This window comes from Geomicrobium sp. JCM 19039 (assembly GCF_000698145.1).
GTDB lineage: Bacteria > Bacillota > Bacilli > Bacillales > Marinococcaceae > Geomicrobium_A.
Window position 1 is genome coordinate 29,131 of sequence record NZ_BAXB01000006.1, and the last position, 25,469, is coordinate 54,599.

General features: G+C 44.1%; 19 protein-coding genes and 6 pseudogenes. 14 read left to right on the forward strand and 11 right to left on the reverse strand.

The genetic code is table 11. The annotated features are described in order from the left end of the window. Nucleotides 1–26 precede the first annotated feature (26 nt). Nucleotides 27–1,484, reverse strand: a complete 1,458-nt coding sequence (gene guaB / locus JCM19039_RS07740) for an IMP dehydrogenase (protein ID WP_042425698.1) — start codon at nucleotides 1,482–1,484, stop codon at nucleotides 27–29. Between the two features lie 160 nt (nucleotides 1,485–1,644). Between guaB and JCM19039_RS07745 the strand changes: the two genes are divergently transcribed. Further along, a complete protein-coding gene (locus JCM19039_RS07745) occupies nucleotides 1,645–2,370 on the forward strand; it encodes a YaaC family protein (protein ID WP_193744174.1) in 726 nt (241 codons plus the stop codon). Between the two features lie 1,067 nt (nucleotides 2,371–3,437). On the opposite strand, the gene JCM19039_RS27865 is transcribed toward JCM19039_RS07745, so the two are convergent. From JCM19039_RS27865 to dnaA, 9 genes and pseudogenes are all read right to left on the reverse strand, one after another. Further along, nucleotides 3,438–4,184, reverse strand: a complete 747-nt coding sequence (locus tag JCM19039_RS27865) for a DNA gyrase C-terminal beta-propeller domain-containing protein (protein WP_373975304.1) — start codon at nucleotides 4,182–4,184, stop codon at nucleotides 3,438–3,440. A gap of 15 nt (nucleotides 4,185–4,199) precedes the next feature. Next, nucleotides 4,200–4,256, reverse strand: a pseudogene (locus JCM19039_RS27870) (hypothetical protein); the annotation flags it as partial. Between the two features lie 98 nt (nucleotides 4,257–4,354). Continuing rightward, nucleotides 4,355–5,943, reverse strand: a pseudogene (gene gyrA, locus JCM19039_RS27875) (DNA gyrase subunit A); the annotation flags it as partial. A 40-nt stretch (nucleotides 5,944–5,983) separates the two neighbouring features. After that, nucleotides 5,984–7,960: a DNA topoisomerase (ATP-hydrolyzing) subunit B gene (gene gyrB, locus JCM19039_RS07755; RefSeq protein ID WP_081834395.1), complete on the reverse strand. Its 1,977-nt coding sequence runs from the start codon at nucleotides 7,958–7,960 to the stop codon at nucleotides 5,984–5,986. Between the two features lie 52 nt (nucleotides 7,961–8,012). Next, the gene (gene remB / locus JCM19039_RS07760; protein WP_042402273.1) at nucleotides 8,013–8,282 is read right to left on the reverse strand and encodes an extracellular matrix regulator RemB; all 270 of its coding nucleotides are present in this window, start codon (nucleotides 8,280–8,282) and stop codon (nucleotides 8,013–8,015) included. Nucleotides 8,283–8,325: 43 nt separating this feature from the next. Beyond that, entirely contained in the window at nucleotides 8,326–9,444 is a 1,119-nt protein-coding gene (gene recF / locus JCM19039_RS07765; RefSeq protein ID WP_042425703.1) for a DNA replication/repair protein RecF, read from the reverse strand. 19 nt (nucleotides 9,445–9,463) lie between these two features. Continuing rightward, the gene (gene yaaA, locus JCM19039_RS07770; RefSeq protein WP_042425705.1) at nucleotides 9,464–9,694 is read right to left on the reverse strand and encodes a S4 domain-containing protein YaaA; all 231 of its coding nucleotides are present in this window, start codon (nucleotides 9,692–9,694) and stop codon (nucleotides 9,464–9,466) included. A gap of 182 nt (nucleotides 9,695–9,876) precedes the next feature. Continuing rightward, nucleotides 9,877–11,016 carry a DNA polymerase III subunit beta gene (dnaN, locus tag JCM19039_RS07775; protein WP_042402275.1) on the reverse strand — a complete coding sequence of 380 codons (1,140 nt, stop codon included), beginning with the start codon at nucleotides 11,014–11,016 and terminating at the stop codon, nucleotides 9,877–9,879. Between the two features lie 198 nt (nucleotides 11,017–11,214). Next, nucleotides 11,215–12,583 (reverse strand): annotated as a pseudogene (gene dnaA / locus JCM19039_RS07780) (chromosomal replication initiator protein DnaA). A 698-nt stretch (nucleotides 12,584–13,281) separates the two neighbouring features. On the opposite strand from dnaA, the gene rpmH reads away from it, so the two are divergent. From rpmH to JCM19039_RS07840, 12 genes and pseudogenes are all read left to right on the forward strand, one after another. Then, entirely contained in the window at nucleotides 13,282–13,419 is a 138-nt protein-coding gene (gene rpmH, locus JCM19039_RS07785; protein WP_042358041.1) for a 50S ribosomal protein L34, read from the forward strand. Nucleotides 13,420–13,503: 84 nt separating this feature from the next. After that, nucleotides 13,504–13,848 carry a ribonuclease P protein component gene (gene rnpA / locus JCM19039_RS07790; RefSeq protein ID WP_042402282.1) on the forward strand — a complete coding sequence of 115 codons (345 nt, stop codon included), beginning with the start codon at nucleotides 13,504–13,506 and terminating at the stop codon, nucleotides 13,846–13,848. 69 nt (nucleotides 13,849–13,917) lie between these two features. After that, nucleotides 13,918–14,685, forward strand: a complete 768-nt coding sequence (gene spoIIIJ / locus JCM19039_RS07795) for a YidC family membrane integrase SpoIIIJ (RefSeq protein WP_042425708.1) — start codon at nucleotides 13,918–13,920, stop codon at nucleotides 14,683–14,685. A gap of 2 nt (nucleotides 14,686–14,687) precedes the next feature. Continuing rightward, nucleotides 14,688–15,311 carry an RNA-binding cell elongation regulator Jag/EloR gene (gene jag, locus JCM19039_RS07800; RefSeq protein WP_042425710.1) on the forward strand — a complete coding sequence of 208 codons (624 nt, stop codon included), beginning with the start codon at nucleotides 14,688–14,690 and terminating at the stop codon, nucleotides 15,309–15,311. Between the two features lie 1,365 nt (nucleotides 15,312–16,676). Next, the gene (gene mnmE, locus JCM19039_RS07805; protein WP_042425712.1) at nucleotides 16,677–18,053 is read left to right on the forward strand and encodes a tRNA uridine-5-carboxymethylaminomethyl(34) synthesis GTPase MnmE; all 1,377 of its coding nucleotides are present in this window, start codon (nucleotides 16,677–16,679) and stop codon (nucleotides 18,051–18,053) included. Nucleotides 18,054–18,068: 15 nt separating this feature from the next. Continuing rightward, complete coding sequence (gene mnmG, locus JCM19039_RS07810) at nucleotides 18,069–19,952, forward strand: tRNA uridine-5-carboxymethylaminomethyl(34) synthesis enzyme MnmG (RefSeq protein ID WP_042425714.1); 1,884 nt, start codon at nucleotides 18,069–18,071, stop codon at nucleotides 19,950–19,952. 66 nt (nucleotides 19,953–20,018) lie between these two features. Beyond that, a pseudogene (gene rsmG, locus JCM19039_RS07815) lies at nucleotides 20,019–20,728 on the forward strand (16S rRNA (guanine(527)-N(7))-methyltransferase RsmG). A gap of 85 nt (nucleotides 20,729–20,813) precedes the next feature. Further along, a complete protein-coding gene (noc, locus tag JCM19039_RS07820) occupies nucleotides 20,814–21,689 on the forward strand; it encodes a nucleoid occlusion protein (protein WP_042402287.1) in 876 nt (291 codons plus the stop codon). Between the two features lie 107 nt (nucleotides 21,690–21,796). Continuing rightward, nucleotides 21,797–22,557, forward strand: a pseudogene (locus JCM19039_RS07825) (ParA family protein). Next, nucleotides 22,550–23,400 (forward strand): annotated as a pseudogene (locus JCM19039_RS07830) (ParB/RepB/Spo0J family partition protein). Before JCM19039_RS07825 ends, JCM19039_RS07830 begins: the two co-directional pseudogenes overlap by 8 nt. Nucleotides 23,401–23,426: 26 nt before the next feature. Next, nucleotides 23,427–24,131 (forward strand): DUF554 domain-containing protein, encoded by a 705-nt coding sequence (locus JCM19039_RS07835; protein ID WP_042425717.1) that lies wholly within the window; start codon nucleotides 23,427–23,429, stop codon nucleotides 24,129–24,131. 259 nt (nucleotides 24,132–24,390) lie between these two features. Beyond that, nucleotides 24,391–24,615 (forward strand): hypothetical protein, encoded by a 225-nt coding sequence (locus JCM19039_RS07840; protein WP_042425720.1) that lies wholly within the window; start codon nucleotides 24,391–24,393, stop codon nucleotides 24,613–24,615. A 21-nt stretch (nucleotides 24,616–24,636) separates the two neighbouring features. Here the strand turns inward: JCM19039_RS07840 and JCM19039_RS07845 are convergent, their stop codons facing one another. Further along, complete coding sequence (locus JCM19039_RS07845) at nucleotides 24,637–25,017, reverse strand: DUF5391 family protein (protein ID WP_042425723.1); 381 nt, start codon at nucleotides 25,015–25,017, stop codon at nucleotides 24,637–24,639. Nucleotides 25,018–25,192: 175 nt separating this feature from the next. Between JCM19039_RS07845 and JCM19039_RS24790 the strand changes: the two genes are divergently transcribed. Next, a complete protein-coding gene (locus JCM19039_RS24790) occupies nucleotides 25,193–25,411 on the forward strand; it encodes a hypothetical protein (RefSeq protein WP_052398604.1) in 219 nt (72 codons plus the stop codon). The last annotated feature ends 58 nt before the right edge of the window (nucleotides 25,412–25,469 follow it).

Genomic DNA, 25,469 nt, shown 5'->3' on the forward strand with positions numbered 1-25,469 from the left:
CCGGGATATTTCCCGGGAAATAATCATTAAAGGCTATAATTTGGCGCTTCTTTCGTAATTTGTACGTCGTGAGGATGACTTTCTTTCAACGATGCATTTGTAATCTTCACAAATTGTCCATGTTCTCGTAACAGTTCCAGGCTGTCTGTACCACAATAACCCATTCCTGCTCTCATACCGCCTGTCATTTGATAAAGCGTATCTGCCAATGGTCCTTTATATGCAATTCGACCTTCAATGCCTTCAGGAACGAATTTTTTATTTTCTTCTTGGAAATACCGATCATTGCTTCCTTTCTCCATCGCTCCAAGCGAACCCATTCCTCGGTAAACTTTAAACTGACGTCCTTGATAAATCTCCGTCTCTCCAGGACTTTCAGTCGTTCCGGCAAGCATGCTACCGAGCATAACCGCATTTGCACCCGCTGCTAAAGCCTTTACAATATCTCCAGAGTATTTAATTCCTCCATCAGCAATGATCGGCACATCATGTTTCACCGCTTCTTGGGCACAATCATAAACTGCTGTAATTTGTGGTACACCGACACCTGCAACAACGCGCGTTGTACAAATCGACCCTGGGCCAATACCGACTTTTACAACGTCTGCACCGGCTTTAATTAAGTCTCTTGTTCCTTCAGCTGTAGCGACGTTCCCGACAATGAGTGTAATATCAGGATACTGACTGCGTATTTCCGCCACTTGATCGAGAACACCTTTGGAATGACCGTGAGCAGTATCAATAACAAGTGCATCCACATCTGCATCAGCCAGCGCTTTCACGCGGACTGCAGTATCTTTAGACACACCAACCGCTGCGGCAACAAGAAGACGACCTTGGCTATCTTTCGCTGAATGAGGAAATTCAATTGCTTTTTCTATATCTTTAATCGTAATTAACCCTTTTAATGTCATATCATCGTCAACGAGGGGCAATTTTTCGATCTTATACTTCTGTAAAATCTTCTCCGCTTCATTCAAGGTAGTCCCAACAGATGCGGTCACGAGATTATCTTGGGTCATCACTTCATCAATCGTAATCGCGTAGTCTTCGATAAAACGCAAATCCCGATTCGTAATGATGCCGACAAGCTTTTGGTGTTCATCAACAATCGGCACACCTGAAATGCGATATTTCCCCATGAGATGCTCAGCATCGAACACTTGCCGATCTCTTGTGAGGTAAAAAGGATCGGTGATAACACCACTCTCTGAGCGTTTCACACGGTCGACCATTTCCGCTTGTTCTTCCACCGACATGTTCTTATGAATCACACCAAGTCCACCTTCACGTGCCATGGCAATCGCCATTCCAGCCTCAGTGACCGTATCCATGCCAGCACTTAAGATCGGAATATTCAGCGGTAGCTTCTTTGTCAACTGCGTCGATATATTAACATTTCTAGGATGAATTTCTGACCTTGCCGGAACGAGCAGTACATCGTCAAACGTTAATCCTTCTTTTGCAAACTTATCCTCTCTCATTGAAGCTCCACCCTTTCTTCGATTACACGTGTATTTTGTACAAAACGGGGACAGTAATTCTTAACAGCAATAGTATTTTTCCTATTTTATCACGTTTTCCAACGTTTTTATTGCTAGGAAGAGAAGTTCTAACTTTCAAACAATGATTGGGGTGCTCACATTGGAACCACTTGATACTTTGCAAGCGTTTACGACGACCGACCATTTGCAACCCGCATTGCAAAGCCATTACGAGCGCATTGGTTTTAGCGATCCACTCCCCAAAAAATATGCGTATGCCAATACATTACCGTTTTTGCATCGGTATCTACAAGCCCGACGACTTTTAGCGTCGACCGGTCAGAATGACGTCCATATTCAGCCACTGCTCCTTTACTATAGTTTTACCGAATTTATGAAAGCCATTGTCTTATTTCATGATCCTGAATATCCGTCAACAACTTCTGTGCTTCAACACGGTGTGAGTACGAGAAAGCGTAAGAAAAAAGATTATCGGTTTATCGATGATGAGGTGAAAATTCAACAAAACGGATTGCTTCCACTTCTTAACCGCAAAATGTTTCACGTGAAAATGAATGATGGCGAACGATTTACGATGGGGAAACTATTCGGAGAGCTCGATGACTTGAGAGCCATTCTTCAGCACGATCGTCGTCTGTCGAACCAACATAAAGATGCTCGAAATCTTCCGGCTTTGTTCGTACATTATCTAATCCTCTATAATTTGAGCATGATTTGTCGTTATGAAACCGAATGGTGGGGGGAACTGATTTCATCACGCTCGTCTATTGATTTGCCGCTAATTGAACACTACTTGCGCATCGCCCCACTTCATATTTGTGAGGAGATTGCTATTGAAATGCGCACACATCTCATAAGTGATTGATCGATATATGTTGAATTATAAACGGTTACTTCCGCATGGAGCTGAGTGAGCCATACTACATGAAATGAACGAAACCTTTTCCATCTTAGCACCGTTAGTTGGTGCTTCCCACTGCTAGCGTATGGTTGCAGTCCAGACTATAAGGGCAACATCGGTGGCTAAAAGACAGCCCCCGTGTTTTCTTGACACTCCAGAGCATAAGTACGACATCACCTCTCACTGCGCTCTCCGCTTGTGCTCGCTGTGGCTACTTTACAGTCCAGACTACAAGGGCAACATCGGTGGGCGAAAGACGCCTACCGTGTTTTCTATGCTATCGCGATCATAAGGGCGAGGTGGTTCACGTTTCTGCCTACTGACTACGGGGTGTGAAAAGAAGTCCAAGTGCCCCATATATTCATTTATGCGACACTTTGGAAAGAAAAATCATCATTTTAAACGTGGATGCGCACATAAACGGAGTCAACGGTCACATATCGCGATATATGTGACCGTTGAGGGGTGAAAGTGCCCGGTTTGAGCTGAATGGTCACATAAGTGACAGGTCATCACACGCTTGTGCCAGGTGGTAACCATCAATCATGACTTTTCGATCTTTATAATTTAGACGAAAGAATTTCTTCAAGAACCAATGGGAAGCTTTGGAAAGTGGAAACTGTGCTCGAGTTGCGACTGAACGGTTCTCAAGTTGGGGAAAATCGCAGGAAAAGCGGTATATTCTCATAAACGAAGGAACAGATTACCGGGTCACGTGTACATCCCCTGCCCGAAGTACTCACAAGCTATCGGCGCGAGCCGCGCCGAACCGAGTCCGATTTTGCTTCCGCCCTGCTGGGGCCGACGTGTCGTTGGCAATTCAGCATTGAATCTGCGCTCCAGTTGGAACAAACTGCGCAGGAGTTTAGCGGAATGAGCGCCGAAATCGTTTAACTAGGCAAACTTGCGCGCAGAACGTGTAAACTAGCGCGCAAAATAGCACCCAGCACCGCGCTACCTTTCCTACCCAACAGCGCAAACAATAAACAAAAAACGGACGCTCTCCAATAATAAGAGCGTCCGTTTTTAATCTATTCTTCTTCTGTTGAATTTTCTTCTGCATTTTCTACTTCTTCAGTCGGTGCTTCTTCCTCTTCGCCATCGATGTCTTCGTCTTCATCGATTTCAATTGGAGCGACAGTAGAAACTTCTTCGTCATCACTAACACGGATCAGTGTGACTCCTTGTGCATAACGACCGAGTGTAGATATCTCATCCGATTTTATGCGAATGAGCACCCCTTTAATCGTGATCAGCATTAAATCAAAATCATCATCAATGACTCGTAGAGACACAACGTGTCCAGTGCGATCAGTCAACGTTGACGCTCGAAGACCTTTACCACCCCGATTTTGGATGCGGAATTCGTCTTCGTTTGTGCGTTTTCCGTAACCCTTATTGGACACAATGAGCACTTTCTGACCGGCTTTCACGATGTCCATGCCGACAACTTGATCATCATGATCTAATGAGATGGCTTTCACACCGCCTGCTGTCCGGCCCATTGAACGCACATCATCTTCTTGGAAACGAATCGCCATCGCTTTTTGCGTGCCGATAATCACATCACTTTGACCATCTGTTAGACGTACACCGTGCAATTCATCATCGTCACGAAGATTAATTGCAAACAGCCCGCCTTTTCGAATGTTCGCGTATGCAGAAAGTGGCGTGCGTTTGGAAATCCCTCTTTTCGTCAAGAAGAACAGGTACTTGTCATCACTGAATTCCTCGATCGGAATGACCGTACTGATTTCTTCGCCTTTTTCAATTTGCAAAAGGTTGATGATCGGAATGCCTTTCGCCGTTCGCGAAAGGTCAGGAATTTCATAGCCTTTGAGACGATACACTTTCCCTTTATTCGTAAAGAGAGAATCGTGCGGTGCGAATTCGTCGTGAACAGATGCTCGACGAAGTCCCCGTCGTTCGTTCCCATTCCTTGAATGCCTCGTCCGCCACGACGCTGACTTTTGTAAGTCGTAATTGGCAGTCGTTTAATATATCCTTCATGCGTTACCGTGATAACAACGTTCTGCTGTGGAATGAGATCCTCATCTTCAAGCACATTTTCACTCGCATGAATCGCTGTGCGTCGTTCGTCGTTAAAACGCTCTTTCACTTCAAGCAATTCTTCGCGAATAAGGTCGAGCACTTTCTCATCGTCAGCAAGAATGGCTCGTAGCTCTTGAATACGAGCGAGCAACTCATCGTACTCATTCTCAATCTTATCTCGCTCAAGACCGGTTAAACGTTGCAAACGCATATCAAGAATGGCTTGTGCTTGTTCGTGGGACAACTCATAGTTCTCCATCAAGCCGTTACGCGCAATGTCGGCCGTTTCAGAAGCACGAATGAGGGCAATGATCTCATCAATATGGTCAAGTGCAATTCGAAGACCTTCAAGAATATGGGCGCGTGCTTCCGCTTTGTTCAAATCAAATTGCGTCCTGCGGCGAATCACTTCGACTTGATGGTCTAAGTAGTGTTCTAGCGTTTGTTTGAGGTTGAGCACTTTCGGTTGCCCATTTACAAGCGCAAGCAAGTTAACGCCAAACGTCGTTTGTAATGCCGTTAACTTGTACAAGTTATTTAGCAATACGTTCGCATTGGCGTCTTTTCGAACCTCGATGACAATTCTCATCCCTTGACGAGCAGACTCATCGCGCAAATCCGTAATACCTTCAATCTTCTTCTCACGAACAAGTTCAGCAATTTTTTCAACAAGGCGTGCTTTGTTCACTTGATACGGAAGTTCAGTAACGATGATTTCTTCTTTGCCGTTCGCTTTTTGGTCAATATGAACGTTCGCCCGCAACGTAATGGACCCACGCCCGGTTTGGTATGCCTTTCGGATTCCGCTGCGCCCCATAATTAAGCCGGCTGTTGGGAAATCTGGTCCTGGGATATAGTCCATCAGTTCTTGAATCGTAATCTCTTTGTTATGGCTATAAGCGAGCAATCCGTCAATGACTTCTCCAAGCTGGTGAGGGGGATGTTCGTTGCCATCCCAACCGCGATGCCGGATGCACCGTTCACGAGCAAATTCGGGAATCTCGCAGGTAATACAACCGGTTCACGTTCAGCCCCGTCGTAATTATCTTGGTAGTCAATTGTATCTTTTTTAATGTCCCGGACGAGTTCCATCGAAATCTTCGACATTTTCGCCTCGGTATACCGCATGGCTGCAGCAGAGTCCCCATCTACTGAACCGAAGTTTCCGTGACCATCAACAAGCATATAGCGGTAGCTGAAGTCTTGTGCCATACGAACCATCGTCTCATACACCGCTGAATCACCGTGAGGGTGGTACTTACCAATCACATCCCCGACAATTCTTGCTGACTTCTTGTATGCTTTATCTGGCGTCATGCCGAGTTCATTCATAGCGTACAAAATACGTCGATGAACGGGTTTCATCCCGTCACGAACATCTGGCAGGGCACGGCTGACAATGACACTCATTGCATAGTCAAGAAATGATGTTTGCATCTCTTGGCTAATGTTAATTTCATGAATTCTTGATTCTTGGTCTGCCATCCTCTTACCTCCAATTTCTTAGAACACTGCGAAATGTTCGTTACACGTCCAAGTTCTTCACGTATTCCGCATTTTCTTGGATAAACTCACGACGTGGTTCTACACGATCACCCATCAATGTTTCAAACACTTGATCCGCAAGCATAGCGTCTTCTAACGTCACTTGAAGAAGTGTACGTACTTCTGGGTCCATCGTTGTTTCCCATAACTGTTCTGCGTTCATCTCTCCAAGACCCTTATACCGTTGTACATCAGGCTTTGGTGTATCTGGCCATTCGCTAAGCGTATTTGCAAGTTCTTTATCAGAATGTACATACGCAATCTTTTTCCCTTGTTTGATTTGGAACAAAGGAGGTTGTGCAATATACACGTAGCCTTTTTCAATAAGTGGTCGCATGAAACGATAGAAAAACGTCAGGATGAGGGTACGAATATGTGCACCGTCGACATCTGCATCGGTCATGAGCATAATTTTATGATACCTTGCTTTTTCGATATCGAATTCATCGGCAATTCCTGTTCCTAACGCCGTAATTATCGTACGAATCTCATTGTTGGCAAGGATCTTATCTAATCTTGCTTTCTCGACGTTTAGAATCTTCCCTCGTAACGGTAGAATCGCTTGAAAATGACGATCTCGTCCCATCTTCGCGGATCCGCCGGCTGAATCACCCTCAACGATATACAGTTCACTAATAGATGCGTCCCTTGAGGAGCAGTCGGCAAGCTTACCAGGCAAGGCACCGACATCGAGTGCACTTTTTCGGCGGGTAAGGTCACGTGCTTTTTTCGCTGCTTCTCTCGCTCTTGAAGCAGTTATTCCTTTCTCAACAATGAGTCGGGCTGTGTCCGGGTTTTCTGCGAGAAAACGTGAGAACAATGTGCTGAACTGCTGGTCGGTAATTGTTCTTGCTTCGCTGTTTCCAAGCTTCGTCTTCGTCTGCCCTTCGAATTGTGGATCGGGAATTTTGACAGATATAATTGCTGTTAAACCTTCCCGAACATCTTCACCAACAAGGTTCGGATCATTTTCTTTAAACAGTTGGTTCTGTCTCGCATAATTGTTAATCACACGGGTGAGTGCCGTTTTAAACCCTGACTCATGCGTTCCACCTTCGTGTGTATTGATGTTATTGGCAAACGAGTAAATGCTGCTCGTAAAACTGTCGTTGTATTGAACGGCAATCTCCACACTCATGCCGTCTTGCTCGCTTTCAATGAAGATCGGCGGAGCATGAAGCGGCTCTTTCGAACGATTCACATATTCCACGAATGAACGAATCCCGCCTTCATAGTAATACTTCTTCTGAGACGGTTCTTCATCACGCTCATCGGTAAAGATGATGCTTAACCCTTTGTTCAGAAATGCCAGTTCTCGAATCCGTGTTTGCAGTATTTCCGCTTCATAAACGGTTGATTCTGTAAAAATGGAAGGGTCCGGTTTGAAATGAACACGCGTACCTGTGAGCTCCGTTTCTCCAATAACCGAAATGTCCCCTTGTGGTTGGCCTTTCCGGTAATCTTGATAATGAATTTGACCGTTTCTGTACACATGAACTTCAAGATGTTCTGATAACGCGTTTACAACAGACGCGCCTACCCCGTGAAGGCCACCAGACACTTTGTACCCTCCGGCACCAAATTTTCCGCCCGCATGCAAGACCGTCATTATAACTTCTAAAGCAGGTCGGCCTGTTTTTTCTTGCGTATCTACTGGAATCCCACGGCCATTATCGGTCACAGTAATGCTGTTATCTTTCTCCAGCACAATAGTAATCTCATCCGCATATCCAGCCATCGCTTCGTCGATGCTATTATCAACGATTTCCCATACGAGATGATGCAAACCTCTTGGACCTGTCGAACCAATATACATTCCCGGTCGTTTACGAACTGGATCAAGCCCTTCGAGAACTTGAATTTGACTAGCATCATAAGAGTGTTCAATCGACAATCTATTCACCTTCGCTTCTGTCAGGTATTCAGGGGGCAAGTCTATAGAGACATGCCCTGTCATTTTGTTGCTATTGGCACATGACGGTAACGATCACACCACTCAAAAAATAAAATCAGACGGGATCATCTTCTTCATGCAATGAATCGTGTCCTTGCACTGCCCGTCGCTTCAATGTCACCGACGATATGGGTGAGTAGAAGACTTTTGTATCTGTGATGACAACCGACTTTGTCCCTTCTTCACTAATGTGTACGACATCTTCTTTTGGCACATGAGCCAAAAAATTATCGGTATGCAAAGACGTATCTTCTTCGTCGTAATTCAAGATTGCAACAACATCTTTTGATTGAATTACCGCATAGCCACCAAGATGTAGGAACAAATCAACCACCTCACTTTTACACAATCCGTATATGTTCGTTTATTTAATCAAGCAAAGAAATGCGTCCATTTTGCACGTTGTACCTCTTTGCTTGTTGCAACGTACGATGTTCAATCCCGGAAACATTCGTCGTCGTTACGAATGTTTGGACTTTGCCTTGAATCGCATGCAGGAGATGTGATTGCCGGTGGTCATCAAGCTCACTCAACACATCGTCCAATAGCAATATTGGCGGGTCCCCGGTCGCTTCAGTAATCAGTTCTATCTCTGCTAGCTTTAAAGATAGGGCCGCAGTTCGTTGTTGGCCTTGTGAACCGTATGTGCCAACGTCTCGGTCGTTCACATAGATTAAAACATCTTCCCGATGAGGCCCAACGAGGCTAAGCCCTCTGCGGATCTCTTGATCTTTCTTTTGCACATACTGACTCGTATATGCCTCTTGCAATTGTGTCAAACTCAAGTCGCCATCCACATCTGCAGATGCTTCGTACTGGAGCTGCAGTTGTTCAAGGCTTCGGCTAATTTGCTCATGAATCTCTTTTGCCCAAGATTCAAGCTGACGAATAAACGCTAATCGGCGATGAACGACTTTCGCTGCGACTGCAGCCAGTTGCTCTGTAAGCACATCCAACATGACGTGATCAGGAGATTTGGAACGCCAAAAATCTTTTAACAGTTGGTTTCTTTGTTTCAACGTTTTATGGTACTGGGATAAATCGTGAAGGTAAACATTACTAATCTGCCCAATTTCCATGTCAATAAAACGTCTGCGTTGCTTTGGTCCGCCCTTTACAAGATTCAAATCTTCAGGAGCAAACATCACCACATTTAACGCACCGATGTATTCACTAAGACGACGCTGTTCAAGATGGTTGATTTTTGCGCGTTTTCCTTGCCCGGAGAACTGAACATCGAGTGTGAGTGGTCCGACACGTTTTTCCACTGTTCCGTGGATCCGTGCGTACTCTTCCCCCCAAGCAATTAATTCACGATCTTTAGATGTTCGATGAGATTTCGCAAAACCTAGCACATATAAGGTTTCTAAAATATTCGTTTTTCCTTGTGCATTTTCACCGAGAAAAAGGATGACGGAATCATCAAAGAGAAGAGTATGTGTGTCGAGATTCCGATAGCCGCTCACTGACAATTCACGTACAAACACAGTTTATGCTCCTTCTCATTTAGGCATCATCATGGGTGTGAGCGACGACAAAAGACCCCGAATCTTCTACTTCGACGAGATCACCAGGATATAACTTTCTCCCTCTGCGCTCTTCAGGTTCTCCGTTCACACGCACATCGTACTCAGCAAGAATCATCTTCACCATTCCCCCTGTACCAACGACGCCTCCCTGTTTTAAGAGCTGCCCTAAGGTAATGTATTCAGTCTGAATCGTCACTTTCTCTGTCATGGTCTACACCTTTCTCGGTTGCGATCCCTATTCGAACATTCGCATCCAATCTTTATTTTACTAGAAATTATCTTCGAGCGCCAAAAAATTTAAGAGATTTCTCGAAATGAGGTCCATCTGCACAAACATCCAAACAAATAAAAGCTCTAAAAGAACAAGTTCTGTTCTTAAAGAGCTCTCGATTAGTTCGTACGTACGGGTGAAAAGAGATGAGTCATTTGGTTATGGTCCGTCGGCCGAATGACGAATGGACTCATTGAACCGGTAAACATAATCGAGATCGATTCGCTGTCGATCACCTTTAATGCATCAGAGATATTCTTCCCGTTAAAGGCAATTCGTAATTCTTCTCCATCCATCATCTCTGCGGTTAATTGCTCTTTCACTTTCCCGACTTCAGCAGAAACGGATGTAATTTCGACATCGCCGTCAGAACTTATCCTCATGTGGATAACATTATTTTTCGCTTCTCTTGACAATAGCATGGCACGATCAAGCGCTTGATTCAATGGTTTTGTGGATAACGTCAACGTCATCTTACCCGATTGAGGAATCATGTTATTTGTGAGCGGGAACTTGCCGTCTAAAAGACGTGAGTAGAATAACAGATTTTCCATCTTAAACAATACTTGTGTCTTTTCTAAGACGACAGTGACTGGGGTCTCATCGTCTTTCAAGATTCTGCTCAACTCAACAAGACTCTTTCCAGGAATAATTACATTTGTAAAATCTAACTCATCACTCGTATCTACAGTTGCACTGCGCATCGCTAAGCGGTGGCTATCTGTCGCTGTAGCCGTAAGCTGTTGGTTCTCAACATCGAAATTAACACCCGTTAACACCGGCCTCGTTTCTTGAGAGGAAACAGCAAAAACGGTTTGACGAATCATGTCTTTAAGCAGGTGTTGGGGCAATGTCAATCGGTTATCTTCGGGTAGTTCAGGCAACCTTGGATAATCGTCTGGATCGTAGCCATTCAAGTTGAATACGACCGCGTTCGATTGGATGGTTGCAGCCATTTGTCCGTCCTTTTGCAAGGTGAGAGATTCTCCAGGCATTTTTTTTACGATATCGGTGAAATATTTCTCTTGAAGGACGAGTTGACCTTCTTCATGAACCGTCATGTATTCTCTTTCTTCATCGCCGAGAGGAATAAAGGTTTCAATCGAAATATCAGAATCACTTCCAGTTAATGTGACGCCTTCTTGTGTCGCAACGATTTTAATTCCTGTAAGAATTTGTATCGTTGTTCTGGAAGATACAGCTTTACTTACATATTGAACCGCGGTCACAAATGTATTTGTATCGATGGTCAGGTGCATAATTCATCTCCCGTGTGCCATTAATTTCAGGAATAGACAGCTAAAAAGCTGTAATAATTATATAGATTTTTAAACCGTAGTAGTAGTATATACTGTGAAAGATGTGGATAAGTTAGTGAAACCTATACATATCAATGTTTTGAGCGTGTGGATGAACTGTGCATAACTTCGTATAAAAAAGAGCACTTATTCACACGCTCATTGCTTGATTTTCTCAGTAATCTCGTTTATTTGTGCTTGGACGTGAGCATCTTCTGCAAACAACTTCGTAATCTTTTCATGGGCATGGATGACTGTCGTGTGGTCTCGACCGCCAAATTTCTCACCGATTTTCGGCAGTGAGAAGTCGGTCATTTCACGTGATAAATACATGGCAATTTGCCGAGCATGGGCGATGGACTTCGTTCGTTTTTTAGCTGTTAACTCCTCGATCTTTAACTGGAAATATGCAGCAACGTGCGACTGAATGTCTTCGATTCCGATTGTTCTAGCTTTGCACTTGGAATGATATCTTTCAACGCTTCTGCGGCTAAATCCGCATTCATATCTTCATTAATTAAGGATGAGTACGCCACAACACGGATGAGTGCGCCTTCTAGTTCTCGAATGTTCGTATCGATTTGATTGGCGATATAGAGCATCACTTCATTTGGAATATCGAGCATGTCAGCTTTTGCTTTTTTACGAAGTATCGCGATTCTTGTTTCAAGATCAGGCGGTGTAATATCGGTAATTAATCCCCATTCAAAGCGGGATCTTAGGCGGTCTTCTAGTGTTGGAATCTCTTTTGGCGGTCGGTCACTTGAAATGACAATTTGCTTGGAATCTTCATGAAGCGCATTAAACGTGTGGAAAAATTCTTCTTGTGTTTGTTCTTTTCCCGCTAAAAATTGAATATCATCAATGAGAAGCACGTCACATTTCGGTACTTATTACGGAAATTGTCGCCGCGGTTGTCACGAATGGCATTAATAAACTCATTCGTAAATTTCTCAGAAGATAAATAGACGACGCGAGCCCCTGGGTTATGTTCAATCACATAATGTCCAATCGCATGCATAAGATGGGTCTTCCCCAAACCAACGCCCCCGTAAATAAATAACGGATTATACGCTTTAGCCGGTGCCTCTGCCACGGCGAGTGAGGCTGCATGAGCAAACCGGTTTCCTGATCCAATAACAAACGTATTAAACGTATATTTGTCATTAAGTGGCGCATCTTCACGTTGAACGATCTGGCGCTGTTGTTGCGTCATTTCTTTTTTTGTATCTTTTTCAGATGGAATGGCTTGATTCTCTGGCGTCGTGTCATACACCCGCTCTTGTGGAATCACAAACTTCACATCATATTTTGAACCTGTAATTTCTTCAACGGTACTGGCAATAATGACGGAATAACGATCTTCTAACCAATCTTTAGCAAATTCGTTCGGTGCAGCAATGAGCAAGGTGTCTTCTTTCAGCTCCAACGGCTCCGTTGCTTTTAGCCATGTTTCATAACTAGGCTTGCTAACCCGTTCTTTAACGGTTAACAGTGTCTTTTCCCAAAGATCTGTCAAGTGCTCCAATGGTAACGGTCCCCTCCTTTTACGTACTTTGGTATAGCCTCTCTACACAATCTATATATCGCTCATTCAAACTAGAAAAGGGAGGTACCCTTTCGCTCGTGTGAAAAAGCTTCCTACTCATCACTCGTTTTGAAGTAAGGAAGCTTTCTGATTCTACATGCTCAAGATACGTTTCGTCCACATCAAAAATCTCTAGTCATTCGTGTGGTTTCCACAGTTCTTCACACTATACACGGGAGTGTGGACAACAGTATAAAGAACCTGTGGACTTTATCCACATAGATATACACAGCCTGTGGATGAACGCATTTCGCTCGTTTAAGTTTTCAAGAAAACATGTTAATCATATCAAAAATATAGAGGGGCTTCAACGGGTAATAATAAAGTTATCCACACCACCCAGTGAGGATTTTTGTTTCCTTTTCCACAACATGGGATATGTGGACAACCTGTCGATGAGTGTGTCGATAAAAATCGAGACCACCCACATTTTGAAAATGACTGTGTGGATAACTGTCGAAAATCCTTATGTTTGTAGGGATAATGTCGAATGAATGCGTGTGGATGAAGATAGAATAGAAATCGAGCAAAGGGAATTGCGAAGAAGAATTTACGTGCGGTATTGACAGATGAGTGGATCTGTCTGTATACTTTTTTAGAATGCCTGAATATGGATTGATTTGAGGAGGTGGCTTGCGATGTCAAAGAAAACATTTCAACCGAATAATCGTAAGCGGAAGAAAGTTCATGGTTTTCGTTCTCGCATGAGCACGAAAAACGGTCGTCTCGTACTAAAGCGTAGACGTCAAAAAGGACGTAAAGTTCTTTCTGCATAAGGCCACTGTCGCTTCAGTGGTCTTTTTTCTCATTTGAGTGAGACCATTGTACATATATTGACTAAATGAGGTTTAAGAGATTTTATGAAAAAAGCCTATCGAATTAAAGATCAAGAAGAGTTTGCTGCGATTTTTAAGCATGGGAAGACGGCTGCCAATCGTCAGTTCGTCATTTACGTGCTGGACAAGCCGGACCAACAGCATTTTCGCGTCGGTTTTACCGTAGGAAGAAAAGTTGGGAATGCAGTCACTAGAAATTATTTGAAGCGCTGGATGAGAGAACTTATGAGAGCGCATGCAGACCAAATTGAACAAGATAAAGATTACGTTCTTATTGCAAGAAAAGCGCTTTTGAGTATGGATTATGAGGCTGCTGGTAAAAGTCTGAAGCACGTACTTAAACGAGCAGAAGTATGGAGAAAATGTTAACACCATTGAAACCGAGTCTGTTTCTCTATATCTTTAAGGATAGAGTATTCACCAAGGAGGATGTACGCGTTGCGAAAGAAATTATCACTGGCAGCGATTCTAATAGCTGTAACCGCATTAATGACGGGGTGTTTCAGCCTTGATCAACCGATGGATGGCAACCCAGAAGGCATTTGGGATACCTTCTTTGTTTTTCCCCTCTATTGGCTAATGGTAAACATTGCCGAAGCGACGGGGCAAAACTATGGACTTGCGATTATTGTCGTTACGCTCATTTTAAGAATCTTGATTCTGCCACTTATGATTAAGCAGACAAAAAGTACGAAGGCGATGCAGGAAATTCAACCTGAATTGCTGAAATTAAGAGAGAAGTATAGCGCCAAAGATCAAAAAACGCAGCAAAAGCTGCAGCAAGAGACGATGAGCTTGTTTACAGAGAACAGCATTAATCCGCTCGCCGGTTGTTTGCCTCTGTTCATACAAATGCCGATTCTCATTGCATTCTATCACGCAATTATGCGTACGTATGAAATTCGAGAGCACGATTTTTTATGGTTCCAACTTGGTGAACCCGATTTTATTTTGCCAATCATTGCTGCTGTGACGACTTTCTTACAGCAGAAGATGATGATGGTAAACAACATGAATCCACAAATGCAAATTTTGCTTTACATGATGCCGATCATGATCGGGGTTTTTGCTTTCTTCTTCCCATCAGCACTCGCACTGTACTGGGTAGTCGGTAACATCTTTATGATCGCTCAAACGTATTTCATTACAGGTCCAGGTGCGCAAAAGCGTAAAGAGGATAAAAAGAATCCGGGAGGAGCTAAATAGTCATGAAAACCATTTCGGTGTCAGGCAAGACGGTTGAAGAAGCGTTAGATAACGGACTTACACAACTACAGGTCAGTCGTGAACGAGTCGAATACGTTGAAATCCAGTCACCGAAAAAAGGATTTTTAAATCTTTTTAGCAAACCGGCGATTTTAGAAATCACGGTTAAACCCGATCCTGTTGAAGAAGCACGCTCGTTTCTTTCAACGATTTTGGAATGCATGCAAGTCGATCTGACGATAGATGTTCATCGATTTAAAGAAAATGAAGCACGATTTAATCTTGAAGGTGAAGACGTTGGCATTACGATTGGTAAACGTGGTCAAACACTTGAATCATTACAGTATTTGACCAATTTAGCAGCGAATCGCCATGCGGATCGTTTTTACCGCATTGAATTGGATGCTGAGAATTACCGCGAACGTCGCCAGAAAACGTTAGAACAGCTTGCGTTTAGGCTTGCAGAAAAGGCGAAACGAACGAAACGAAAAGTAACGCTCGAACCAATGCAGGCGAAAGAGCGAAAGCTCATTCACCAGACATTACAAAAAGATCGAGCCATTGAAACCTTTTCTGACGGGAAGGAACCGAGACGACATATTGTTATCGCCCCAAAAAACCACTGATCTTCGTTGCGATCAGTGGTTTTTGATGCAATCTATATGAATGAATTTCATAACTTGATTACAGTTTGTAAAGACGAACATTAAAACCTGTACCGTTTATTGATTTTCACTGCAGGCGGATGCTTGCACTCCAGAGTATAAGGGCAACATCGGCGGCCAAAAGATGTCCACCGTGTTTTCTTGACACTCTAGAGCATAAGGCGACACGGTTCACGTTTCTGCCTACTGGTTACGGTGTGGAAAGAAGTCGAAATGCCCCATATATTCATTAATGTGACATTTGAGAAAGAAAAATCATCATTTTAAACGTGGATCCGCACATAAACGGAGTCAATGGTCACATATCACGATATATGTGACCATTGAGGGTCGGAAGTGCCCGGTTTGAGGGCTGAATGGTCACATAAGTGACAGGTCATCACATGCTTGCGCCAGGTGGTGACCATCGGTCACGTCTTTTTTCCTTTCAGCATACGTTTTCCGTACTGTCCGCAACCCTCGGAGTGACGACCAACGATCGGCAACGAAGTTTTCGAAGTGAGATGAACTTCAAAAGACGATAGGTAGACATTCACCTGCAAACAGCGATTTCGACCATCGAATTCAGTGAATTTCTTTCGTTCAACTTATATAGAAAGAATGAACGTAAGATATTCCTGATTTGCGCTGTTGGGTGTTGGGTTGGAGGGGTAGCGCGGTGCTGGGTGCCGTTCTGCGCGCAAGTTTGCGCTTTTCACCGATTTTAGCGCCGATATCACCAACTTGCGCGCAGATTCAATGCTAAGAAGCGTGCAACCTGTCGGTCCCAGCGGGACCGAAACGAAACCGGTATCGGTTCGGCGCGGCTCGCGCCGAGGTGTTGATGGCACCATGAGCGGGGTGCGGGGCGATAGCTGGAAGCCCAAAGTAAAAGTGCATCACTCTTTACTTTAAATCAAACGATAGAGCCGGGGTTATTAGTCCCACATCGTTGCATCAAGGCCCCATTGGTGGCTAGAGTTGATCGTTATGAAATGCGTTAATATACGAGTCTCTGTTTTCGAGCTTCTATGGTATGATTCTCATCAAATTACATAGGTCAACCAAGTTAAAACCATCTCATAGACCATTCTATGGGAGATTTTAATATTTTGGACACGTTATAGTTACTGGTCCACTTTGATTGGAATATGCAAGCATGTTTACTAGCGACCGTTGGCATGTCTGAACTTTACCCGTTGTGGATAAAACAAAAAGAGGACAGGTGGAAATATCCACATGTGGAAAAAACAAGCGTCACAAAGTTGTCCACACAACAATGGTTTGATCTTTTTTCATGTGTTATCCTAAGGAGATGTGAAGTGAATCGTATCGGAGGTAGAAATGATGGAATGGGATACAATAGCGGCGATTTCGACTCCTCCTGGTGAGGGTGCGATTGCGATTATTCGCCTGAGTGGAGACGGTGCCATGAAAATTGGAGACCGTTTATATCGAGGCAAAACAGCGCTTCAAGACGTAGACACCCATACGATTAATTATGGACATCTCGTTCACCCAACGCGTGAAGAAGTCATTGAAGAAGTGATGGTGTCGGTATTGCATGCGCCGAGAACATTTACGAAAGAAGATATGATAGAAATTAACGTTCATGGGGGCGTAGTTTCTGCTGATCGGGTATTGCAGCATGTGTTGGCTGAAGGAGCACGGCTTGCTGAACCAGGTGAGTTCACAAAACGTGCGTTCTTAAATGGTAGAATTGACTTGTCACAGGCAGAAGGCGTTATGGACATGATCCGTGCGAAGACAGACCGAGCAATGTCTGTGGCGATGAAACAGCTTGAAGGTCGTTTAGCTCGAGAAATTAAACAGCTTCGCCAACAGTTACTTGAAGGAATCGCCAGTGTAGAAGTGAACATCGATTATCCGGAATATGATGCAGACGATGTGACACTGACTTCTTTATATACACAAATCCAAGCCGTGGATGTTGAGATTGATAAACTACTAAAGACAGCAAAACAAGGAAAGATACTACGTGAAGGGTTAGCAACGGCGATTATCGGACGTCCGAACGTCGGGAAATCCTCACTTTTAAATACACTTGTCCAAGATGCAAAAGCGATTGTAACTGATATTCCTGGAACGACAAGGGATGTGCTCGAAGAATATGTGAATGTGAATGGGGTACCGCTCAGACTGATTGATACAGCAGGGATTCGTGATACCGAAGATACTGTAGAAAAAATCGGTGTCGAACGTTCGCGTCAAGCGTTACAAGATGCAGAGTTAATCCTTCTCGTCTTCAATGCGAATGAGCCGCTCACTAAAGAAGATGAAGCGCTCATTGAAGCAAGTATTGCTTTTGATGTGATCATCGTTTTAAACAAAACCGATTTGCCAAAGCAAATTGACGAAGAACGTTTGCAACAATTAGTACCAAACCGACCAATCGTGCGCACAGCATTATTGCAAGAAGAGGGTGTTCGTGCGCTTGAAGAAGCAATTGGCTCCTTGTTTTTTGAGCAAGGCGTTGAGGCGATTGACATGAATTATGTGTCCAACACGCGGCACATTGCTCTGTTACATCAAGCAAAGCATTCCATTCATGAAGCATTAACGTCTGCTGAAGACGGCATGCCGATTGATATGGTACAAATAGACGTTACGAGGGCGTGGGAACAACTCGGCGAAATTGTTGGAGAGACTGCGCCTGATCAATTGATTGATCAACTGTTTTCACAGTTTTGTTTAGGAAAATAAAAGGAGGAGAAAACGATGGCATTTGAACACGGAAATTATGACGTAATTGTCATTGGTGCTGGTCATGCAGGGGCGGAGTCGGGACTTGCTGCTGCTAGAATGGGTGCAAACACACTCATGCTTACATTGAATTTGGATGCAGTCGCCTATATGCCTTGTAACCCTTCGGTTGGTGGCCCGGCAAAGGGGATTGTCGTTCGCGAAATCGATGCGCTTGGCGGCGAAATGGCACGAAACATTGACCAAACGTATATTCAAATGAGAATGCTGAACACAGGGAAAGGCCCAGCTGTACGTGCTCTGCGCGCCCAAGCAGATAAGTTCGAGTATCAGCATGAGATGAAGAAGACGCTAGAAAACACGGAAAATCTGACGCTTCGTCAAGGACTCGTTGAACGTCTAATTATTGAGGATGGCGAATGCAAAGGTGTCGTGACGAACACAGGTGCGCACTACCGCGCCCAGGCCGTCATTGTTACGACAGGCACGTATTTACGAGGGAAAATTATTATCGGAGACTTGGCGTACGATAGTGGTCCGAATAACATGCAACCTTCAGTAGAGTTGTCTCATCATCTTCAAGAGTTAGGATTTGATATGGTTCGTTTTAAGACGGGTACACCGCCACGTGTAAACGGGGACTCCATTGATTATTCCAAGACGGAAATTCAACCTGGAGACGATATGCCACGATCTTTTTCTTATGAGACGGTTGATGTAATTACCGATCAATTGCCGTGTTGGTTAACGTATACAAACGATACAACCCACGGGTATATCAATGACAATCTTACCCGTTCACCGATGTACTCTGGCATGATTGAAGGAACCGGTCCGAGATATTGTCCGTCGATTGAAGATAAGATTGTTCGGTTCCACGACAAAGATAAGCATCAAATCTTTTTAGAACCTGAAGGTCGAAACACGAATGAAGTGTATGTACAAGGACTTTCGACGTCATTACCAGAAGATGTCCAGTATGATATGTTAAAAACGATTAGCGGGTTAGAGAACGCGAAAATGATGCGGCCGGGCTATGCAATTGAATATGATGCCATCGTTCCGACGCAACTGTGGCCAACGCTTGAAACGAAAATGATTCCAGGGTTATTTACAGCTGGGCAAATTAATGGCACTTCCGGGTATGAGGAAGCGGCTGGACAAGGATTAATGGCAGGCATAAACGCTGCACGGCGCGTGCAAAATAAAGAAGGTATTATTTTGGGACGTGCGGATGCGTATATTGGCGTTCTCATCGATGACCTCGTCACGAAAGGCACGAATGAGCCGTACCGATTGCTTACGTCAAGAGCAGAGTATCGTCTGCTTCTTCGTCATGATAACGCAGATCTACGGCTGACTGAACTTGGGTTTGATATTGGGCTCGTAACAAAGCAACGTTTTGATAAACTGGAAAAGAAAAAGCAAGCGGTTGCTAATGAGCGCAAACGCTTGAACAAAACGATCATTAAACCGAGTGATCATGTACAACGTGTGTTAGAGAAAAAAGGGTCAGCGGTGATGAAAGAAGCGTTATCAGCAACCCATCTTCTCAAGCGTCCGCAGCTCACATATGCAGATATCGAAGACATGTTGCAAGAAACGCCTGAGTTGGACGCTGAAGAAAAAGAGCAAGTCGAGATTCAGACGAAATATGAAGGATATATTGCAAAGCAGCTTGAACAAGTGGATCGTCTTAAAAAAATGGAGCGAAAACGTATTCCAGATTGGGTTGACTATGACCTCATCCAAGGCCTCGCGACGGAGGCAAGAACGAAGCTCAAAGAAGTCCGTCCATTGTCCGTTGGGCAAGCGTCTCGTGTATCTGGTGTGAATCCTGCGGATGTATCGATCTTGCTCGTCTTTTTAGAACAAGGTAGGCAAAAGCAGTCATCCTAACAAGTAATGCAGATCGTTGTTCAGATAACGATCTGCATGTTTATCATAATGAATGGAGGACGATCCATGAGGGTGTTTAAGCAATGGCTAAAAGAGATTGATGTTGCGCTAACGCATGATCAAATGAAACAATTCGAAGCGTATTACGATACGTTAGTCGACTGGAATGAAAAGATGAATCTGACGAGAATAACGGATAAGGAAGATGCTTATGAAAAACATTTCTTTGATTCGTTACTAGCAGCGAAGTGCTACGATTTCACGTCGGTTCAACGAATGATTGATGTTGGTGGTGGGGCAGGGTTTCCGAGTATCCCCTTAAAAATTGCCTACCCACATCTTAATGTGACGATTCTTGACGCATCAAACAAGCGCATACAATTTTTAACCCATGTAGCCAAAGTGTTAGAACTCGATAATGTTCACCCATTCATAGCCGGGCAGAAGACGCCGCTCGTGACGATAATCATCGCGATCAGTACGATGTTGCTATTGCGAGGGCAGTCGCTAGAATGCCAGTGCTTGCAGAATATTGTTTGCCGTTTGTGAAACCTCAAGGGGTATGGATTGCCATGAAAGGAAAAGGTGGCGAAGAAGAACGGGAAGAAGCAGAAGTCGCGATTAAACGACTACAAGGCACGGTCTCTGACAATCATTATTTTGAACTTCCTACAGAGGCGAGCGAGAGAAGGATTTATGTCGTAGGAAAAAGGGATGCTACCCCTGACACATATCCCCGAAAAGCCGGCACAATTACTAAGAAACCGCTCATGTAATGACTGCTTCGACATAAAACGTGTGAACATTTCTTTACGGCATGGTAAAATAAATGCAGTATGAGTAGCAATGAGGGGGGAGACGGTGAAAAGTTCTTTTCAGCGTATTTTCGGTTTTGGTGAGGATTCTAAAAACAGTGAATTAAAAACGGATAAAGACGGCGAGAACCATGAAGAAGTCCGTTTGATCCCGGTTTCTGACATCGTGCCCAATCCGTTCCAACCTCGAACAATCTTTGATACAGAGAAAATCGAAGAGCTTGCCCGGACGATTCACACGCATGGCATTCTTCAACCGATCGTCGTACGTATTCGGGACGGACAATATGAATTAATTGCTGGAGAGCGCCGCTTGCGTGCAGTAAAGCAGCTAGAATGGACGGAAGTTCCGGCAATTATTAAAGAGTTTAATGATGCACAGACGGCGTCGTTAGCGCTTATTGAAAACTTGCAGCGCGAAGAGCTGACCGTGATCGAAGAAGCAAGAGCATATAAACAGTTGATTGAATGGCATACGCTTACGCAAGAAAGTCTTGCTCAGCGCCTAGGAAAAGGGCAATCGACCATTGCCAACAAACTGCGACTTTTATCTTTACCAGAAGAAGTTCAAACTGCGCTTTTGAATCGACAAATTAGTGAACGGCATGCCCGCGCACTCATTCGGTTGAAGGACGAGCAGTTACAGCAGGACTTGCTTTTAGAAATCATTGAACACGATTACAATGTAAAAGCTACAGAAGAAGCGGCCCTTCGTCTGCTTGAAGAACGAGAACAAGAAGAACAACCAGCAAAAGAAAAGAAAAAGGCTAGAAAACAACATTTTCCTAAAGATATGCGCATCGCAATGAATACGATTCGTGAGTCACTATCAATGGTTGAGAAATCAGGAATGAGTGTCGATAGTTCGGAAGAAGAACACGATGATTATTACCAATTTACGATTCGTATCCCGAAGAAATGATCTATCATGAGAATACATGATAGATTTTTTTGATGGAGTGCTAAAATAAGAGAAGGAGAATTGTGACACAAACAACAAGGCAGCTTAGGGGAAAGGTTGTGTGCGAATTGGCGAAAGTTATTGCCATCGCGAATCAAAAAGGCGGCGTCGGCAAAACGACCAGCTCTGTGAATTTAAGTGCTTGTTTGGCATACATAGGAAAGCGTGTACTGTTAGTTGATATTGATCCACAAGGAAATGCAACGAGCGGGACAGGAATTGAGAAAGGTGATGTGGACCAGTGCGTATACAATCTTCTCGTCGATGATGTAGACGTAAACACAATCATTTACTCAACAGCTGTTGAGAATCTTTCCGTTGTTCCGGCTACAATCCAACTTTCGGGAGCGGAAATTGAACTCGTTCCGACGATTTCACGTGAAGTGCGTCTGAAAAAAGGACTCGCAGCGTTGATGATCAATTTGACTATATTATTATTGATTGCCCACCTTCACTCGGACTATTGACAATTAATGCGTTGACTGCAGCGGATGCCGTATTGATCCCTGTACAATGTGAATACTATGCCTTGGAAGGGTTAAGTCAGTTGTTAAATACCGTTCGCCTCGTTCAAAAGCATCTGAATACGCACCTTGAAATTGAAGGCGTTTTATTAACGATGTTGGATGCGAGAACAAACCTTGGGATCCAAGTGATTGAAGAGGTGAAGAAGTACTTTAGAGATAAAGTATTTAAAACCATCGTTCCCCGCAGTGTTCGTCTCGGCGAAGCACCGAGTCACGGAATGCCGATCGTTCTTTACGATCCAAAGTCGCGAGGAGCGGATGTGTATTTAGAACTGGCAAAGGAAGTGGTTACTGGTGCCTAAAGGATTGGGCAGAGGATTGAATGCGTATTTTCCTGATGAAAGCAAAGGAGACGATGTGCAAACAATTGCTCTTAAAGAAATGCGTCCGAACCCGTATCAGCCCGTAAAACGTTTGATGATCATGCCATTGAAGAGCTTGCCCAGTCAATTGATGAACATGGGATCTTGCAACCTTTGCTCGTACGAAAAAGCATTAAAGGGTACGATATCATCGCCGGAGAACGCAGGTATCGTGCAGCCAAACATGCAGGGCTAGATGAGGTTCCCGTCATTGTGAAAACACTCGATGACAAAGAAATGATGGAGATTGCCCTTATCGAGAATTTGCAGCGTGAAGACTTGAATCCGCTTGAAGAGGCTATGGCTTATGAAAAACTACAAAAACACTTAAAAATTACTCAGGAGCAGCTTGCAAAAAAGGTCGGCAAAAGCCGTCCACATGTTGCGAATCACCTGCGCCTGTTACAGCTCCCTGAAGTCGTGCAAACCGAGATTTCTGAGCAACGGTTATCAATGGGTCATGGGCGGGCTTTGCTCGGCATCAATCACGAGGAACAGATGCCTGAGGCGGCTTATATGGTCATCGATCGTCAGTTAAACGTTAGACAAACGGAACAACTCGTTCAAGAGATGAATGAGCGGAACAATAAACCAAAGCGAACAAAAGAAAAAGCAAAACCGATATTCATTCGGGAACAAGAGCATCTACTCCAAACGTATTTCGGAACATCTGTACAAATCAAAAAAGGGAAACGTAAAGGTAAAATCGAAATTGAATTTTTATCAGATGAAGATTTGGATCGGATTCTTTCTCTCCTCGACCAACAAGAGGACGGTGAATAATGGATTTTGTAGGTTAGGAGACACACATGGTATTGCTTGGAACACTTGTAAATGGAGCGGCGATTCTATTCGGATCGCTGCTCGGTTTACTTTTAAAACGAATTCCAGAACGAATAAAAACGACGGTCATGCAGGCGCTTGGTCTTGCCGTCATCGCTCTAGGCATTTCGATGTCTTTAGAGGGAGAACAGTTTCTAATCACAGTTGCTTCCTTAGCACTCGGCGCACTGTTAGGAGAATGGATGCGCCTAGAGGAACGTCTTAACGATGTGGGCTCGTGGCTTGAGAAACGGGTCGGGAGCGGCGGCGGAGAATCTCAGTTCGCGAAAGGTTTCGTCACGGCTTCCCTCGTTTACGTTGTTGGTGCTATGGCTATTCTCGGCGCTCTCGACAGTGGGTTACGTTTAGATCATAGTTTGCTTTATACGAAGGCGATGCTAGACGGTTTCACCGCTGTGCTTTTCTCCTCCATTTTCGGCATTGGCGTCTTATTTTCACTCGTTCCCGTCGTTTTGTACCAAGGTGGGATTGCCTTACTTGCAGGCCAGATCGATCAGATCGTCCCAACAGCAATGCTCGATGAATTTATCATTGAAATGACAGCTGTCGGTGGCATTATGATTATCGCCATCGGTTTAAAAATTCTTGGCATCTTGCATATCAAAGTCGCTAACCTACTTCCAGCATTGCCAATCGTATTTCTGCTCGTGATGTTTGTATATGTATTGTAGACGGGGTCAAACGAAACCACCCATAGAGCTTTATATGGGTGGTTTCGTTTTGGATGAAAGATAAGTCAAAGACGACCAGGGGTGTGCCGAAGTGCACGTAATCGACAAGCAAGTGCACGCTTTCGCCACTGTGAGTATACAAAAACATAAAAAACGATCTGCTTCTCGTCAACCGCGTTAAAGAATTCCCCCCCTCTCCTCAATACCAGATTTTTCATATGCAAAGAAGGGTAAAGGGGATTAAGGAGGGAGTAATCCTATGGCAAAAGCGATTTTTGGATCAACATTAATGATTGTTGCCACGATCCTCTTTATCGGAACGTTTATTACGACGGCGGTTGCTTCAGGCGGCGGTGTGGATATTACGGAGATGATCTATTCCTCGATGTGGAACGCTTTCCCTGTGCACATAGTTGTCGCAAGCATCGTATTTGCAGCAGGGCTGGGAATATTGGTGTATGAGGTCTTTCGTAACAAATCTTAGCTTCGTAGAGAGAGACGTTTTCTAGCGGTAAGCGACGACATACCAATAAATATTTACGCAAATGAAACAGACGGCAATCGTCAAAAAGATGACGGTTGTCATCGACCACACACCTAGCACGGAGCTTGCGGATAACATGAAGAAGAACATAACCGCGTTGAAGAATATTCCGAAACCAGCTGCGATACTCATAACGTGTTTCATCGGCAATACACCGAGGCGATACGGGATGAGTAGCAGCGCATACAGAATGGTGATTGTGAGGATGGCTGACCACATGCCCCAGTCTCCGAATTGATTGGCGTTCGGCCCGTAAGCGGCTAAAGGGGTTAACGTCGCGGCAACGGTAAGGGTAATAAAGAGAAATAATGATACGAGTGTTAGGTTTGTTGTTGATTGCATGCTGACCAGCTCCTTATGTTCATTATATTGAAAAATCTTTCTTTTTCCATTCGTCCGGGGACGGAGCTAAGTCATTGAAAAAATAGGTCTAGAGGCGTATACTTACTCGGATAAATCCTTGATAACAAACAAGGTTCACCCTCGGTGTGGCTTTTCAATAGAAAGAAGGAGTAGTATGGGGAAAATCATCAATGACTATCGCACGTTTGGTGTGCGTTACTTTATGAAACGTGTAAGTTTGTTCATTATTGGCTTAATGGTCATGGCCTTTGGTGGCAACCTAATGATTCAATCAACGATGGGAACAGCGACGTGGGATGTGTTGCATATAGGTCTTGCCAACTTGACCCTTTATCGATCGGTGCTTTGGTACAGATTGTCGGACTATTTATGATTGCCATTGCTTGTTGGTTGGAAAGGGAGTGGCCGCAAATCGGTAGTCTTTTAAACAT

Excerpts from the sequence above, each read along its gene's own strand:
- gyrB (WP_081834395.1), bottom strand. The coding sequence starts at position 7,960 with ATGACAGGGCATGTCTCTATAGACTTGCCCCCTGAATACCTGACAGAA.
- yaaA (WP_042425705.1), bottom strand. The coding sequence starts at position 9,694 with ATGACAGAGAAAGTGACGATTCAGACTGAATACATTACCTTAGGGCAG.
- JCM19039_RS07835 (WP_042425717.1), top strand. The coding sequence starts at position 23,427 with ATGGTATTGCTTGGAACACTTGTAAATGGAGCGGCGATTCTATTCGGA.
- guaB (WP_042425698.1), bottom strand. The coding sequence starts at position 1,484 with ATGAGAGAGGATAAGTTTGCAAAAGAAGGATTAACGTTTGACGATGTA.
- rnpA (WP_042402282.1), top strand. The coding sequence starts at position 13,504 with ATGAAAAAAGCCTATCGAATTAAAGATCAAGAAGAGTTTGCTGCGATT.
- JCM19039_RS07840 (WP_042425720.1), top strand. The coding sequence starts at position 24,391 with ATGGCAAAAGCGATTTTTGGATCAACATTAATGATTGTTGCCACGATC.
- JCM19039_RS24790 (WP_052398604.1), top strand. The coding sequence starts at position 25,193 with ATGGGGAAAATCATCAATGACTATCGCACGTTTGGTGTGCGTTACTTT.
- mnmE (WP_042425712.1), top strand. The coding sequence starts at position 16,677 with ATGGAATGGGATACAATAGCGGCGATTTCGACTCCTCCTGGTGAGGGT.
- jag (WP_042425710.1), top strand. The coding sequence starts at position 14,688 with ATGAAAACCATTTCGGTGTCAGGCAAGACGGTTGAAGAAGCGTTAGAT.
- JCM19039_RS07845 (WP_042425723.1), bottom strand. The coding sequence starts at position 25,017 with ATGCAATCAACAACAAACCTAACACTCGTATCATTATTTCTCTTTATT.
- dnaN (WP_042402275.1), bottom strand. The coding sequence starts at position 11,016 with ATGCACCTGACCATCGATACAAATACATTTGTGACCGCGGTTCAATAT.
- mnmG (WP_042425714.1), top strand. The coding sequence starts at position 18,069 with ATGGCATTTGAACACGGAAATTATGACGTAATTGTCATTGGTGCTGGT.
- rpmH (WP_042358041.1), top strand. The coding sequence starts at position 13,282 with ATGTCAAAGAAAACATTTCAACCGAATAATCGTAAGCGGAAGAAAGTT.